Source organism: Flavobacterium sp. ST-158 (assembly GCF_058309975.1).
In genome coordinates, this window is the sequence record NZ_JBZEEN010000001.1 from 925155 (window position 1) to 942505 (window position 17351).

Sequence of the window (17351 nt, forward strand, 5' to 3'; positions counted from 1 at the left end):
AAACATATAAGTCATATAAGTTTTTCTTATATGAACTTATAAAGTTAGTTTCAAATGTTAAAGAACATAAAAGTGAATAAACTTATATGACTTATATGTTTAAAAAAGATTTTCAATTCAATTTTAAAATGAAAAATACAATACTTACATTTCTTCTTTTCCTAACGTTTTGTGTCAAAGCGCAACTTCCTGTGCTTGATGCTTACAATCAGGTTTGGAATACGCAAAGCAATAATTCATCAGAATCCATGCCGTTGGGTGGTGGCGATATTGGCGCAAATGTTTGGGTAGAAAAAGGAGATTTGTATTTCTATTTTTCCCGTTCCGGAACATTTGATGAGCACAACACTTTATTGAAATTAGGAAGAGTGAAAGTAAGTTTGAGTCCAAATCCTTTTACTGATGAAGAAGGCTTCAAACAGGAATTGTTTTTGAAAGATGGTGGAATCAAAATTTCTCAAAATGGAACTACGGTGAAACTATGGGTAGATGTATTCAATCCAGTAATTCATGTTGAAGTTGCCAGTAAAACGCCCACCGAAATGAAAGTAGCGTATGAAAGTTGGCGTTACAAAAACAGAGAATCTAAAGGCAAAGCCAATAATGCCAATTCCTATAAATGGGCTCCGCAAGGCGAAATTGTAACTTATAAAGATTCTATTTCATTGGAAGGGAATGCAGTGGAATTTTATCACAGAAATAGAGCTTATACAGTTTTTGATGTTGCAGTGAAACAACAAAAAATGGAATCGGTAAAGGATCAAATGATGAATCCATTGGCGAATCTCACTTTTGGAGGGAAGCTTTTTGGGAGTAATTTAAAAGCTAACGGAACCTATCACGGAATGTATCAGGATACTGATTTTGAAGGATTCCAATTGGCGAGTATCAAAGCTTCTAAAAAGCAAGCGTTCCAAATCCAGTTGCATACCAATCAATCGGCAGATGCGACTTTATGGACAAAAGAATTGGAAAGGCAGATTTCGACTTATAAAAAAGACCCTAAAAAGACGATTTCTTGGTGGCATAACTTCTGGAATCGTTCTTTTATTTATACTCAAAAATCTAAAAGTGAAAATGATTCCGTATATCAAATCGGACAGAATTATCAATTGTTTCGTTATATGTTGGGCTGTAATGCGTATGGAAAATACCCAACAAAATTCAATGGAGGATTATTCACCGTAGATCCGGTTTTTACTAACAAAGATTTGAATTTTACTCCTGATTTCAGGAATTGGGGCGGAGGAACTATGACACAGCAAAACCAACGATTGGTTTATTTTCCAATGTTGAAAAGTGGTGATTTTGATATGATGAAATCCCAATTGGATTATTACTTGAGTTTACAAAAAAATGCCGAACTGCGTTCTCAGGTATATTGGAAACATAATGGCGCTTCTTTTACGGAACAATTGGAAAATTTTGGGTTACCAAATCCCGCCGAATACGAATGGAAACGTCCGGCAGATTATGATCCCGGTATGGAATACAATGCTTGGTTAGAATATGAATGGGATACCGTTTTGGAATTTTGCCAAATGATGTTGCAACAAAAAGAATATGCCGGCGAAGATATTCAAAAATACCATTCGTTTGTTATGAGTTGTCTGCGATTTTTTGACGAACATTACCAATATTTAGCCAAACAAAGAGGAAGAAAAGCGTTGGACAGTGATGGTCACTTGATACTTTATCCGGGTTCAGGAGCTGAAACCTATAAAATGGCCTATAATGCTAATAGCACTATTTCAGCTTTAAAAGTAATTACGGAACAGTTTTTGAGACAATCGGAAAATAAATTATCAAAAGACGAGGTGGACTATTTGAAAGGCTTTCAAAACCGAATTCCTCCTTTGAGTTACAGAGAATTTGACGGACATAAAACATTGGCTCCGGCCAAACTTTGGGAACGTATTAATAATTCAGAGGTGCCACAGTTGTATTCGGTTTATCCTTGGAAAATTCACGGATTGGGAAAACCGGATTTGGAAACAGCCTTGAATACCTGGAAATTTGACACGGATGCTATTAAATTCAGAAGTCACATTGGCTGGAAACAGGATAATATTTTTGCAGCAAGATTAGGATTAACCGAGGAAGCGGCCAAATATAATTTGCTGAAAATGACGAATTCCGAAAGAAGATTTCCAGCTTTTTGGGGGCCTGGATTTGACTGGGTTCCGGACCACAATTGGGGCGGCAGTGGAATGATAGGCGTGCAGGAAATGCTTTTGCAAACAAACGGAAACCAAATTTATATTTTTCCCGCCTGGCCAAAAGAATGGGATGTGCATTTTAAATTGCATGCACCAAAAAACACCACTGTTGAAGTGAAAATGGAAAACGGAAAAGTGACTTTTCTAAGTGTTTTTCCAAAAGAAAGAGAAAAAGATATCGTAAATCTGTTAGGAACGAGCTTGGCAGATAAAAAACAATTAAAATAGAAAATGTTATCTGAATTTGGTAGAAATACCGAATGGTAATATATAACCCTAAAAAAATAAATTAATATGAATTTAGTAAAGCAACTGGCATTTTGCGCGGGAACAATGATAACGTTTACATTGAGTAGCAGCGCGCAAAATCAAAATGTAATTTCAGCTTCAAAATCATTAAAAGTAGATTTTGATTTGGCACAACGCCGCACTTTAGAAGTTAATGATCCTAATTATATTTCCTGGCCTATTAATGAAGGAACGTCTATTGAAAAAAGTTTTGAAACAATCAAAATGACGTTAAAAGGAACCATTCATTCGAGTTGGTACAAAACCGGAATTCAGGCGCCATTTTATGCGCGATTAGTGAATGACGGAATTGTAGCGGATAAAAGTGTAGAATTAATTATTAGCGGATTGACAGAAGGCAAACACAGTCTGTTAACCTTCAATAATACATTTGATAGTCCAGAGCTGGCTAATTATGCTCCGATTAATGTGTATGTGAATGGTGTTTTTTCGCAAACGATTAAACCAACCAATAGAGCGACAGCAACTATTGACGCAGCTACTTCTTATATCCATTTTAATGCTGAAACAGGCAAAGATGTCGTAATTAAGTTTGAGGCTGATGCCAAAGCAGCTTCGGCTATACAAAAAGTAATTATTAATGGTTTCGAATTGGATTTACCTAATTTAAAGAAACAAGCCAGTACGCCAAGTCCGGCTAATAATGACGAGCATGTTGTTTTAGGGAATGACTTTAAATTAGAATGGAATTCGCCGGAAGGAACAGCTTCTCACGATTTTTATTTTGGTACAGAGGAACAAAGTGTTGCTAATGCTATTCATAGTTCAGCTGAATTTAAAGGGAATTTAAACAAAAATACAGCAGCTGTAGATGGGGCTTCTTTGAGTAATTTGAATACTTATTATTGGAGAATTGATGAAATTGATGCAAATAAAGAGGTTACTAAAGGAAAAGTGTGGTTTTTTAAACCAGCCCAAATTGCCTTCCCGGGAGCTGAAGGTTATGGGCGTTTTGCAATAGGAGGAAGAGGCGGAAAAGTGATTGCAGTAACCAATTTAAATGATAGCGGACCAGGAAGTTTGCGTGACGCGGTGGAACAGGAAATTGGACCAAAAACAATTGTATTTAATGTTTCTGGTAATATCGAATTAAAATCTCGTTTAGTTGTTAGTCAGCCTAATGTAACCATTGCAGGACAAACAGCACCAGGTGAAGGGATTACAATTACTAGAGCGCCAATAGGATTGACAGGAAATGATGGAATTATTCGTTTTTTAAGAGTTCGTATCGGCGGAGGAACTACTTATGACGGAATGGGATTAACGGGAGCAAATAACAGTATCATTGATCACTGTTCGATTAGTTGGACCATTGATGAATCATTTAGTTCAAGAGGAGCGCACAACATCAGTTTGCAACGCACTTTAATTTCAGAAGCTTTAAATGTGGCGGGACATGATAAATATCCGGCAGGAAAAATGCACGGTTATGCAGCTACTATTGGTGGTGATGTAGGTAGTTTTCACCACAACTTATTAGCACACAATTACGGACGTAACTGGAGTATTGGTGGAGGATTAAACGGAAATGGTTTTTACGGAGGAAAAGTTGATATTAGAAATAATGTAGTCTACAATTGGGGACACCGTGCTACCGATGGAGGAGCAAGCCAGGTTAACTTTGTAAACAACTATTACAAACCAGGAGCTTCAACTAATTTCTTTTTTGCTCTAAATGCGCAGCACGAAGGCGTTGGGAAAGGGAAACAAGAATATTATTTTGATGGAAATGTGATGCCGGGGCATTTTAATGAAAAAAACCAGCAAAAAGGAAGAACGGCTACTTATTCTCATGGAGATAAAGAAACCTATGAAACATTTGTGGACAAACCATTTTTTGAATCACATGTTAAAACACAATCAGCAGAAGCAGCTTACAAAAATGTGTTGTCAGATGTAGGAGCGACTCAACCTGTTTTTGATACACACGACCAGAGAATTATCGAGGAAACCTTAAAAGGGACTTATAGTTTTAAAGGCAGTAAAAGTGGTTTGGGCGGAATGATTGATAATGAACAGGATGCAGGTGGATGGCCTAAATTTGCAACAGAAACGCGTCCGGATAGTTGGGATACGGATCAGGATGGGTTGCCAAATTGGTGGGAAGAAGCCAAAGGTTTGAATCCAGATTCTGCAAAAGGAGATTTTGCTGATGCAAATGAGCACACAGGAGATGGTTATACACAATTAGAAGATTATTTGAACTGGATGGCACAACCGCATTATTTTATAAATGCAGGAGAATCTTTAGAAATTGATGCTGAGGCATTTTTTAAAGGCTATACTAAAAAACCTAAATATACTGTAACAACAGTTATAAATGGTTCTGCTTCGATGTTTAAAAATGAAATTCAATTTACTTCAGATAAAAAGGGTTTTGCTTCAGTTGAAGTTAAAGTTGAAGATGCTGACGGAGATTCTATGAGCCGAATTATCAATGTGTTTTTAAAATAAAAATAAGCCTATAAGTCATATAAGTTTTTTAAAAATAAGTGTTTTAATGTATTCTTTTATGAACTTTATGTTTTAATAATTAAGGATTAGTTTAAATTATAAGTAAGTATAAATAGCATATAAGTTTTGGTTTTAAAGAAAACACTTTAATGAACTTATATGACTTATATGGTAAAAATAAGTAAAAATGAAAAAGAACATCATTCTATTGTCAGCCGTGCTTTTTTCGACTGTTATTAATGCGCAAAACAAAGGTTTAGTCGATAATTCTGCAAGTCCTTACACGAAATTGAAAAGTGTTGGTTTGCAGGATGTAAACTGGACAGGCGGTTTTTGGAAAGAGCAACTGAATGTAGAAAATCAGGAGACTTTACCTTATATGTGGGATTTGTATCATGATGATGACATTTCCCATGCTTATGCTAATTTTGAAATAGCAGCAGGAAACAGAAAAGGAACTTTCAAAGGACCTTCTTTTCATGATGGTGATTTTTACAAAATCTTTGAAGGAATGGCGGCAACTTATGCCGTTACTAAAGATCCTAAATTAGACAAGCAAATGGATGAAGCGATTGCTTTGTTTCAAAAAGTGCAACGAAAAGATGGTTACTTGCATACTCCTGTTTTAATCGATGAACGTTGGGGAACTTTAGGTCCTGAAGAAGTGAAAAAACAATTGGGTTTTGAAAAATATAATATGGGTCATTTAATGACTGCAGCCTGTGTGCATTATCGGGCCACCGGAAAAACGAATTTTCTAAATATTGCCAAGGGAGTAGCTGACTTTTTATATGATTTCTATAAAAAAGCATCTCCTGATTTAGCACGAAATGCGATTTGTCCTTCGCATTATATGGGAATTGTCGAAATGTACCGTACCACAAAGAACCCAAAATATCTAGAATTAGCGAATAATTTAATAGATATCAGAGGAACTACTAATGACGGAACGGATGACAATCAGGACCGAATTCCATTTAGACAACAAACTACCGCTATGGGACATGCGGTAAGAGCCAATTACTTATATGCCGGTGTTGCCGATTTGTATGCTGAAACAGGAGAGAAAAAATTATTAGACAATCTGGTATCCATTTGGGAAGATGTAGCTTATCACAAAATGTATATTACAGGAGCTTGTGGAGCTTTGTATGATGGAGTTTCACCAGATGGAACTTCTTATGATCCAACCGTGGTTCAAAAAATTCATCAGGCTTATGGAAGACCTTTTCAATTGCCAAATGCTACAGCGCATACAGAAACCTGTGCAAACATTGGAAACGTATTGTGGAATTGGCGTATGTTACAACTTACTGCTGATGCAAAATATGCTGACGTAGTAGAATTGGCTTTATATAATAGTGTTTTGTCAGGAATTAATTTGGAAGGAAATAAATTCTGCTATAACAATCCTTTGAATGTGTCCGTTGATTTGCCTTTTAAACAACGATGGGGGAATGAACGCGAAGGTTATATTGCTTTGTCTAATTGTTGTGCGCCAAATGTTACCAGAACCATTGCCGAAGTCAGTAACTATGCTTACAGTCTGACTAAAGAAGGCTTGTATGTTAATTTATACGGAAGTAACAATTTGAATACCAGTACTGAAGAAGGAGCTAAGATTCAGTTGCATCAACAAACGAATTATCCTTGGGATGGTGCCATTACAATAACAGTAGAAAAAGCACCAAAGAAAGATTATGCTTTGTTTTTAAGAATTCCGGGATGGAGTAATGGAACAACTATTATGGTTAACAATAAGGTTGTAGAGGCAAGCCCAGTTTCCGGTACTTATTTTAAATTGGAAAGAAAATGGAAGAAAGGAGATGTTATCAGCTTAAACATCCCAATGCCTGTGGAATTAATGCAGGCGAATCCGCTGGTGGAAGAAGCCAGAAATCAAGTCGCTGTAAAAAGAGGACCGCTTGTATATTGTTTAGAGTCTAATGGAATTTCAAAAAATACATCAATTAATGAAGTTGTTTTAGATGTTAATTCAGACTTTAAAATCCAAAATATTAAAGAAGATAATAGAAATTTAATTGCAATTACGGCAAATGGGTTTTTAAATAGCAACTCTTGGGATAAAAAACTATACCAACCTTTACATAATCATAAAGAAACAGTTTCCTTACAATTAGTACCTTATTTTGCTTGGGGGAATGGTTCTAGTAAAGAAATGAGCGTGTGGTTTTTACATTAAAATCTTATTAAAATTTAAAAAATAAAAGAATTAAAAAAAATTAACATAAAAAAAACACGAAAACTTAAAAAAAATGTGCTAAAAAATCGTGTTGTAATAAAATTTTAGTACATTTGAAAAATGTAAACGTTTACATTTGATTTAATTAGCTCAAAATTAGTGTCTAATAGTTTATAAATCTTACAAAAATGTAAACGTTTACATTTAGAAAGTTGGTAATAATGAATGTAATAACAATGTTAATTAAATCTAAAGATGGTTCTGATTTAAAAAACATTTCAAATTGATTTCTCTTTTTATATAGAAATATTAAACCAAACTAATTAATTAATTTTTTAACCAAAAGAACACACTTATGAAACAAACATTTAAAATGGTATTTAGTGTATTGCTATTCAGTATAATGAGTCTGAATGGTTTTGCTCAAAATACAAATGATAGGACTGCTATCACTGGAAAGGTGGTGGATAAAGATGGACTAGGAGTCATTGGTCTAAATGTTATCGAAAAAGGTACAAAACATGGTGTTTTGACCGATATGGATGGTAATTACAAAATTCAAGTGCCTAAGGGGGCGGTGTTGCAATTTTCTTACATCGGAATGAAAACCCAAGAGAGAATCGTTGGTGCTGCTTCGTCTATTAATATAACGATGCAGGAGGATGCTTCTACTTTGAATGAGGTAGTTGTGGTAGGGTATGGAGCTCAGAAAAAATCGAATTTAACGGGTGCAATTGCGACAATTAAACCTGATGATATTCAGGATTTACCTGTTTCAAATTTAACAGAAGCACTTAGAGGTCAGATTCCAGGTTTGTCAATTAGCAATGCTAATGGTTCCAGTCGTCCTGGTGGAGCTGCTGATGTTACTATTCGTCAGACTTTTGGTTTTTCAAAAGATGGAAATTCAAGTATTCCATTGATTGTAATTGATGATATGGTACAAATTGACCCTGAATCAGGGCTGCCTTCTCAGGAGGCTTTTAATAGATTAGATCCTTCAGAGATTGAGAGTATTACAGTATTGAAGGATGGTTCTGCAGCTATTTATGGTTCTCGTGCTTCACAAGGTGCTATTATCGTTAAAACAAAAAGAGGTAAAGAAGGAAAAACGAAGTTTACTTATTATTCTCAATTTGCAGTTAATGATGCAATCAGTCATGTTAAAACAATGAATGCGTATGAGCACGGAATTTGGAAGAATAGATTCTTAAACTCAAGAGGTGATGCTAATACTGCAAATTATTTTTCTGCAGATGAGTTAGAGGCAATGAAAGGTTTGGATTATGATTGGTTGAAAAAAGCTTGGAAATCAGCTACCCAACAAAGACACGTACTTAATGTAAGTGGTGGTACGGATAAGTTTACTTATTTTGCAGGAGCTACATATTTTACTCAAGGTGCTAATATGGGTGATCAGGATTATAATAAATGGAATTTCAGAACTGGTATTAATGCAAAAGTTACAGATGATATAGATTTTTCTGCAGCTATTTCTGTTAATACAACTGATATACAAAAGTCGTTTACAAAAGCTTCTGCAAACTTGAATGATAGTAGTTTTGGTGCGCTTGGAGGAGGAGAACAGGCAGATTATATGTATTTGTTACACATGCCTAAATACATTCCTTGGGAAACAACTAAGGATGGTGTAACTTATTGGATGTCTCCGTTTGCACGTACTGATAGAAACTTAAACTCTGCAAATGCCAATACTACAATTGCAGGTTGGAACTATTTTGCAGCATTAGATTCAGGGACACAAATTGACCAGGAATTTGCTTATAATGTTAATTTGAATTTGACCTATAAAGTGCCTTTTATCAAAGGGATGTCTATTAAAGGAAGTTATGCCAGAAGTCAAACAAGTTCTAAAACTGAGCAGGTGCAATTGCCTTATGATTTATTGAGAATTTCAAATTATAATACTGGGGGTAATCACTTGTTGAATGAAAATTCTACTTATGCAAATAGCGGTAAGCCTGAAACAAATGTGCGTGGATCAAGGGTATATTATAATACCGATTTAAATAAAGTGGTTCAGTCTAATATTTTTGCCACCTATACCAGAACCTTTGGAGATCATGCAGTTGATGCGATGGCAGGTATCGAGCGTTCTGAATCAGATTATAGTAACGTGCGTTTAGCTTATGAAGGAACAAGTAAAGATTATTTAGGATCTAATACATCTGCTGGGACAATTAGTACAAACTCTACAGCAGATAAAGGTGAAGCAGGTACTTTATCTTATTTAGGGCGTTTGAATTATAGTTTTAAAGACAAATATTTGGCACAATTTATTTTCCGTTCAGATGCTTCTACAAAGTTTGCACCTCAAAATTACAGAGCTTTCTTCCCGGGAGCACAATTTGGATGGGTGATTTCTAAGGAAGACTGGTTTAGAGATAATGTGTCTTGGGTTGATAATTTAAAATTGCGTTATTCAATTGGTAAGACAGGAAAAGATAATATCCAAGCTTGGAGATGGTTGCAGTTATGGGATCCTAAAGTGGATAAAGGTGCTCAATTCGGTTCAGCCGGAGGTACCTTAGGAGCTTCTATTGATCCAAGGGTAACTGTAAATCCGGATGTTAGATGGGATAATACTATTAAAAATAACTACGGTATTGATTTAGCTGTTTTTAATAATAGATTACAAATTAGTGCAGATTATTATTTTGATAAAACAACAGATGCATTAATTAGTTTGGCTGGTGAAGTTGGAACACCTATTTCTGTAGGAGGAGCCTTTGCTGAACAAAATTATGCAGCAATTAATGCGTGGGGTTATGAGTTTGCAGTAAACTGGAATGATAAAATAAAAGATAATTTTAGTTATAATGTTGGTGTGAACTTTGGTTTTTCTAATAACGAAATCAAACAATATCCGCAGGCAGCTGATAGGGATCCGTCTTTCAATGATAGAATTGTAGGAAGATCGATGTATATGCCGGTTTGGGGATTCAAAGTTTGGAAAGGAACTTCAACAGGTGATGGTATTTTACGTACAGATGAGGATATTGCAAACTACTGGAATTATTTAACGGAGCGTGCTACTGCTTTTGGGGGGACACCAGTATATAATCCAACTGGTACAGCAATTACTACTTCTGCAGGTCTAAGAAAAGGTATGCTTGCTTATCAGGATGTAGCAAGTACTTATAATGCCGCAACAGGTGAAAGAGGTGATGCTGATGGTAAAATTGTAAGAAATGAAGATTATCAAAAATTAGTGAATCAAAATAGAACTTATGGTTTTACTACTAACTTAGGATTTAAATATAACAATTTTTATTTGAGATCACAAATTGCTACATCATGGGGAGGATATAATACCTTAGATCAAATAAAACAAGGGACATCTTCAGCACACAATGATTGGGCTCACGAAATTTTCTGGAATGATATGTATGATGCTACAGATAATCCTAATGGAAAATATCCTAGCATGGGGCAACAGGATTACATTTTTGCACCATCAGATTTCTGGCAATTAAGTAATTTTAGATGTGTAGTTAGAAATTTAACAATTGGTTTTGAAATTCCAAAAGAAGCTTTAAAAACTATTAAAGTCGATGGTATTAAATTCGGAATTACTGGAAATAACCTTTGGGATTTGTATAATCCTTATCCAAAAAAATACCGTAATATGTATGATGATTCAACAACTAAATATCCTACGCTTAGAACGTGGTCTCTTAGTATGAATGTGGCATTCTAATTTAAAATTAATTGAAATTATGAAAACAAGATTTAATAAATATATAATAGTATCGCTTTTATTTGTATTAGGGATTTCCTCTTCCTGTAGTGATGATTTTTTAGAAGATAAAAAGCAATATAAATTTTACGATGAAGAATTCTATCAAAGTGAAGAACGTGTTAATCAGTATTTGAGTGGTTTGTATTATCGTTATTTTGATGGATTTAAAACACCTGCAGGGATTAGAGTAGGTTCTTTTACAACTACTGAAGCTTCGTATACTGAAGAAGTTGGAGGAATTTCTAATTTCATTAATCCTAATGTTACATTTACCAATGCATCAGATGCATTAGGTTATTATGGGAATGTTTTAAAAGATGGATTGGATAATGTACCTTACACCAGAATTAGAGACTGTAATGCTATGTTAGAAAACATTGATGTTTTAGGTGCTAATTTATCGCAGGATTTCCGTGATAAAATTAAAGGACAATTGTTTTATTTACGCGCCATTCAATATTATGATTTAATGCGCACCTATGGAGGGGTTCCAATAGTTTTAACAGTTCAGAATGCTACAAACGATGATCCTAGTATTCAGTTACCTAGAGCTTCTGTAACAGAAGTGGTTAATCAAATTACTGCTGATTTAGATATGGCAGCAACTTTATTGCCACCAAATTGGGATTCAGCTAACTATGGTCGCTTTACAAAAGGGGCAGCAATGGCTCAAAAGTCTCGTGTATTATTAACTTATGCCAGCCCATTATTTAATAAAAACTGGGATACTGATATGACGCGTTGGAATGCAGCGTTAGCAGCTGGTTTAGCGGCCGAAACACAATTAAAAGCCGATGGTTATGGTTTGTATGGAACTACAGCTAAGCAATGGGCAGAAATGTTCTACATTAGTAATAATGCTAAGATTAGTGAAGCTATTACCGTTAAACTTTTATCAGACCAAACAACATCATTATATTCAAATAATTCTTGGGAAAGAACAATGCGTCTTGCTAGTCAGGGAGGTAATGGTAGCGGAGGAGTTGATGTTCCTAAGATGATGATTGATTTATTTCCAATGAGTAATGGTAAACGTCCAATTGATGTTAATGGAACTGCAATTAACGGATATAATGCTTTCACGTTTTTCGTAGATCGTGATCCTCGTTTTTACAGAACTTTTGGTTTTTCAGGTTGTTATTGGCCATATAATAATACTCTTGGAAATACTACTCAGCCAACTGTTTGGGCTTATCGTTGGTCAACAAATGCCACTACAGGTGTAGCTTATAGTATGGGTAATGATGTAGCAAGTCCAGCTTTTGTTCGAAAAATGTCTAGTCCTACTGTAAGTAATGCAAGTAATTTCCAGTACTCAGGAACTGATATTATGGAATACCGTTTTGCAGAATTGGTGTTAAACATTGCTGAATGTTATGCGGCTACGGGTGATATTACGAATGCAACTTCTTATTTGGAACAAATTAGAAAACGAGTGGGTATTACTAATACTAACAGTGATCATTATGGAATTGGAATCTTAGCGACAAAATATGAAGCTATTGAAGCTGTTTTATATGAGCGTAGTGTTGAGTTAGCTTACGAAGGAAAACGTTTCTGGGATATTCAACGTTGGATGTTGTTTAACGATGATGCAACTGCTAATAATACGACATGTGCAAAACTTGATGTAGAACCATTAAACGGAAAACAGAGAATAGGTAATTATTTGCATTATAAGTTAGGAACTAGCGCTTCTGGTACAGATCCACTAGCGTCTGCTCGTGCTTCTATTTCTGTTGATCCGGATAATGCTAATTTTGCTACTCAAATAACAGCTTTAGCTAACTTTTATAATACTAATTTTGAGTTACGTTCTCCTCCAACACCTATGGATGCTGTAAATAGTGTAGCAACCAATATTTTATGGAGACAAAATTATTATATTAGTGGGCTTAATTTATCAGCTTTGCAACAAAATCCTTGGTTGGAACAAACTATAGGATGGGGTGATGCTTCAGGTTCAACAGGAACTTTTAATTATCAAAATTAGAATAATAAAATAAAGAAATGCCTGATTTATTCAGGCATTTCTACTATTACAACTACCAAAATTTTACTCTAATAAATAGCAATTCTAACCAAATGTTTTTTATTAATTAAGAAAATTTTAAAATGAACAAATTAAATTTTTTATTGGCTTTTTTTGTTTTTGGAGCTAGTGTAAATTGTTTTGCACAATACCCAAAAATATCACCTGAAGTACAGGCGAGAGAAAATGCGATTAAGGCGGAAGCTGAGAAGCTTTCTAATGAGGCTTGGGAAAAAGCTAAAGTCATTGTGGAAGAACAAGAGCGTGAAGGAAAACCTTATATTCCTTGGGCATCTAGACCAACTGATTTACCACAAGCTGATATTCCTGCTTTTCCAGGTGCTGAAGGAGGAGGAATGTACAGTTTTGGAGGTCATGGAGGTAAGGTATATACCGTTACCAGTCTAGAGGACAGAGGACCAGGTACTTTGCGTGAAGCTTTGGAACAAGGTGGAGCTAGGATTATCGTTTTTAATGTTTCGGGAATTATCAGGTTAAAAAGTCCATTAATTGTTCGTGCGCCTTATGTAACTATTGCAGGTCAAACCGCTCCAGGAGATGGAATTTGTGTAGCCGGAGAAACGATTTGGATTGATACACATGATGTGGTTATTCGTCACATGCGTTTCCGTAGAGGAGAAACTTTTGTAGGTCGTCGTGATGATGCTATTGGAGGAAATCCAGTTGGAAACATTATTATTGATCACGTTTCTGCAACTTGGGGATTAGACGAAAATATGTCTTTTTACAGACACATGTATGCTGATGGAACAGGAGGTCCTGATAAGAAATTGGGAACAGTAAATGTTACTATTCAAAACAGTTTGTTTGCAGAAGGTTTAGATACTTATAACCATGCTTTTGGTAGTACTTTAGGAGGAGAAAATTGTTCTTTTGTAAGGAACTTATGGTCTTCTAATACAGGAAGAAATCCATCTATTGGTTGGAATGGAATTTTTAATTTTGCTAATAACGTGATTTTTAACTGGGTAAATCGCTCTATTGACGGAGGGGATTATACAGCTCAATACAACATCATTAATAACTATTTTAAACCAGGTCCTGCAACGGATAAAAACGAACCTATTAGCTACCGAATTTTAAAACCAGAGTCAGGTAGAAGTAAATTGCCATATGTAGTTTTTGGTAGAGCTTACGTAAATGGGAATTTTGTTGAAGGAAATGAAAAAGTTTCTAATGATAACTGGGCTGGTGGCGTGCAAATGGAAAACAAAAAAGGAGATGCAATGAGTTTTGAAGAAGCATCTACTTATTTTCCTAAGATGAGAGTCAATAAGCCAATGCCAATGCCATGGTTAAAGAATTTTATGACAGCAAAAGAAAGTTACGACTTTGTTGTTAAAAATGTGGGAGCAACTTTGCCATTAAGAGATCCTGTTGATACCAGAATTATAAGAGTGGTGCAAACTGGAAAACCAGAATATGCAAAAGGTTTGGATCCAAAGTCTTTCTATCAATTTGAACACAGACGTTTAGGTCAAGATTCTTATAAGTTAGGAATTATTACTGATATTTCTCAAGTAGGTGGTTATCCAGAATACAAAGGAAAAGCGTATAAAGATTCAGATAATGATGGTATGCCAGATGCTTGGGAGAAAAAATATGGTTTGAATCCTAAAGATCCTTCTGATGCTAATGGAGACCTGAATGGTGATGGTTATACAAACATCGAAAAATACATCAACGGTATCGATCCAACTAAAAAAGTGGATTGGAAAAACTTGGATAATAATGAAGATACTTTAGCTAAAAATGAACAAGGATTAGCGGAGTATAAGAAGTAAATCGATGTTTTTTGGTATAATTCTTGCCTAATCTGGTAACAGATTGAGCAAGAATTTTGCTTTATAAGATTTAAGTTTTAAAAGAAAATAAAATGAAAATGTACAAAAAATTAATAGTGGCTATAATGCTTTTTGTTGGTTCAAATGTAGTTTTAGCGCAATCTGGGAATGATCCTGAATATGTAAAAGTAACCAACGAACGTGCCCAAAAAATTGTGGATGATTTAAAATTAAAATCTCCGGATGATCAATTAGCAGTTAGAAATATTATTGCGGAACAATACCGCTCGTTAAGTAAAATTCAAGATGGTCGTGATGCCAAGATTGACGAAGTAAAAAAGACTGTTTCTGATAAAGAAAAACAAAAAAAAGCAGTTGAAAAATTAAAGAATGATGCCGATAAAAAAATCATGTCTTTGCATAAATCCTATTTGAAAAAACTAGGTAAAAAGCTAAATAACAGTCAAATTGTTCAGGTTAAAGATGGAATGACTTATGGAGTGTTGCCCATTACCGTTTTAGGTTACAATGATATGTTACCTAACTTGACTCAAGAACAACAAAAATACATTTATGATGCTTTGGTTGAAGCTAGAGAGCATGCTATGGATGGAGGTTCTTCTAAAGAAAAACACGCTTGGTTTGGTAAATACAAAGGAAGAATCAATAATTATCTTTCTAAACAGGGTTATGATTTGAACAAAGAAAGTGCTGACTGGCATAAAAGATTAGAAGAAAGAGAGAAAAACAAAAAATAATATAAGCTACTATAATTCATTCATAAAACCCTTTAAAATGAAATACAATATACAACAGCTGTTTAACCTAAGCATATTTTTATTTAGTTGCTCCGTTATGCATGCCCAATATCCTGAAATTCCAAAAGAAATTCAAGATAAAACAGATGCTACTTTAGCACAAGAAGAAGTACGATTAGCTAAAATTTGGGCTGATAATGCTGATGTAATTAAAGCCGAAACATTACAAGGTCGTCCTTATTTACCTTGGGCAGCGTATCCAAAAGATTTTATACATGCATCTATTCCAGCTTTTCCTGGAGCCGAAGGTGGAGGAGAATTTACACCAGGTGGTAGAGGTGGAAAAATATTTGTGGTTACCAGTTTAGAAGATAGTGGACCAGGTACTTTTAGAGAAGCCTGTGAAGCTGTTGGAGCCAGAACAATTGTGTTTAATGTTTCAGGGATTATCCATTTGAAAAAGCGCATTAGTATGCGAGCACCTTATGTTACCATTGCAGGTCAAACTGCTCCAGGTGACGGAATTTGCATTGCGGGAGAAACCTTAGAAGTAGATACTCATGATGTTATTATTCGTCATATGCGTTTTAGAAGAGGAGCTACTGATGTAACTCGCAGAGATGATGCTTTAGGCGGAAACGTTATTGGAAATGTAATTGTAGATCATTGCTCTGTAAGTTGGGGGTTAGATGAAAACATTTCAATGTACCGTCACCAATTTCAAGCAAATGAAAAGTCTAAATTAGAAAAATTACCTACTTGTAATATTACCATTCAAAACACCATTTCGGCAGAAGGTTTAGATACTTACAACCATGCTTTTGGAAGTACTATTGGAGGCTTAAACAGTACTTTTATGCGTAACCTTTGGGCAGATAATATTTCAAGAAACTGTTCTATCGGTATGTATGGCGATTTTAATTTTGTTAATAATGTAGTGTTTAATTGGTGGAATCGTTCACTAGATGGAGGCGATTATCGTTCGATGTTTAATATTATCAATAATTATTTCAAACCAGGACCTATTACTCCAAAAGACGAACCTATTCGTTATAGAATTTTAAAACCAGAATCGGGTTATATGGTTCCAAAAACTTTTGGACGTGCTTATGTAAACGGAAATTATATTGATGGTGTTCCTGAAGTTACTAAAGACAACTGGAATGGTGGTGTTCAATTAGAAAATCTTACCTTCGAAGAAGCTAAAGATAAGTTGGCTTATATTAAACAAGATAAAGCATTTCCTATGCCAAAAATTACCGTTATGAGTGCTGAAGAGGCTTATGATTTTGTATTGAATAATGTAGGAGCTACTTTGCCTAAAAGAGATGCTGTAGATGAAAGAGTGATCAAGCAGGTTCGTACAGGTAAAATTGAAGTAAAAGACGGTTTAGAAAACAGTATTGGTGCAGCATTTATCAAAAGAAGATTGCCTGCTGATTCTTATAAAAAAGGAATTATTACAAGTCCAGAACAAGTAGGAGGTTATCCTGTGTACAAAGGAAAAGCATACAAAGATTCAGATAACGATGGAATTCCAGATGCTTGGGAGAAAAAATATGGTTTAAATCCTAAAGATGCTTCTGATGCTAATGGAGATTTAAATGGTGATGGATACACCAATATTGAAAAGTATATCAACGGAATTGATCCTACTAAAAAGGTAGATTGGTCAAAACCAGAAAACAACAAAGAAACGCTTACAGCGGTGTTGTTACAATAGTTTTTGAATTTTAATATTTAATTCCCCTTAGGGTTTATATATGAAAAACAAATATCCATATTTGAATAGTATTCAATGTTGTAAT

8 protein-coding genes are annotated in these 17351 nt (G+C 34.9%); all 8 read left to right on the plus strand.

Annotated features, from left to right (window positions below; genetic code table 11):
• Positions 1-128 precede the first annotated feature (128 nt).
• The 8 genes from AC4FRF_RS03960 (at position 129) to AC4FRF_RS03995 (ending at position 17266) form a co-directional block, all read left to right on the plus strand.
• Positions 129-2447, plus strand: coding sequence for a DUF5703 domain-containing protein (locus tag AC4FRF_RS03960; protein ID WP_491158160.1), 2319 nt, complete (start codon positions 129-131; stop codon positions 2445-2447).
• Positions 2448-2513: 66 nt separating this feature from the next.
• Positions 2514-4982 (plus strand): pectate lyase family protein, encoded by a 2469-nt coding sequence (locus tag AC4FRF_RS03965; protein WP_491158161.1) that lies wholly within the window; start codon positions 2514-2516, stop codon positions 4980-4982.
• A 187-nt stretch (positions 4983-5169) separates the two neighbouring features.
• On the plus strand, positions 5170-7185 hold the full coding sequence (locus AC4FRF_RS03970; protein WP_491158162.1) for an aceric acid hydrolase: 2016 nt from the start codon (positions 5170-5172) through the stop codon (positions 7183-7185).
• Positions 7186-7540: 355 nt separating this feature from the next.
• Complete coding sequence (locus AC4FRF_RS03975; protein WP_491158163.1) at positions 7541-10906, plus strand: SusC/RagA family TonB-linked outer membrane protein; 3366 nt, start codon at positions 7541-7543, stop codon at positions 10904-10906.
• A 19-nt stretch (positions 10907-10925) separates the two neighbouring features.
• Positions 10926-12941 carry a RagB/SusD family nutrient uptake outer membrane protein gene (locus AC4FRF_RS03980; protein WP_491158164.1) on the plus strand — a complete coding sequence of 672 codons (2016 nt, stop codon included), beginning with the start codon at positions 10926-10928 and terminating at the stop codon, positions 12939-12941.
• A 122-nt stretch (positions 12942-13063) separates the two neighbouring features.
• Complete coding sequence (locus AC4FRF_RS03985) at positions 13064-14785, plus strand: polysaccharide lyase (RefSeq protein WP_491158165.1); 1722 nt, start codon at positions 13064-13066, stop codon at positions 14783-14785.
• 92 nt (positions 14786-14877) lie between these two features.
• The gene (locus AC4FRF_RS03990; RefSeq protein ID WP_491158166.1) at positions 14878-15543 is read left to right on the plus strand and encodes a DUF3826 domain-containing protein; all 666 of its coding nucleotides are present in this window, start codon (positions 14878-14880) and stop codon (positions 15541-15543) included.
• A 37-nt stretch (positions 15544-15580) separates the two neighbouring features.
• On the plus strand, positions 15581-17266 hold the full coding sequence (locus AC4FRF_RS03995) for a polysaccharide lyase (RefSeq protein ID WP_491158167.1): 1686 nt from the start codon (positions 15581-15583) through the stop codon (positions 17264-17266).
• The last annotated feature ends 85 nt before the right edge of the window (positions 17267-17351 follow it).

Excerpts from the sequence above, each read along its gene's own strand:
- AC4FRF_RS03960 (WP_491158160.1), top strand. The coding sequence starts at position 129 with ATGAAAAATACAATACTTACATTTCTTCTTTTCCTAACGTTTTGTGTC.
- AC4FRF_RS03965 (WP_491158161.1), top strand. The coding sequence starts at position 2,514 with ATGAATTTAGTAAAGCAACTGGCATTTTGCGCGGGAACAATGATAACG.
- AC4FRF_RS03970 (WP_491158162.1), top strand. The coding sequence starts at position 5,170 with ATGAAAAAGAACATCATTCTATTGTCAGCCGTGCTTTTTTCGACTGTT.
- AC4FRF_RS03975 (WP_491158163.1), top strand. The coding sequence starts at position 7,541 with ATGAAACAAACATTTAAAATGGTATTTAGTGTATTGCTATTCAGTATA.
- AC4FRF_RS03980 (WP_491158164.1), top strand. The coding sequence starts at position 10,926 with ATGAAAACAAGATTTAATAAATATATAATAGTATCGCTTTTATTTGTA.
- AC4FRF_RS03985 (WP_491158165.1), top strand. The coding sequence starts at position 13,064 with ATGAACAAATTAAATTTTTTATTGGCTTTTTTTGTTTTTGGAGCTAGT.
- AC4FRF_RS03990 (WP_491158166.1), top strand. The coding sequence starts at position 14,878 with ATGAAAATGTACAAAAAATTAATAGTGGCTATAATGCTTTTTGTTGGT.
- AC4FRF_RS03995 (WP_491158167.1), top strand. The coding sequence starts at position 15,581 with ATGAAATACAATATACAACAGCTGTTTAACCTAAGCATATTTTTATTT.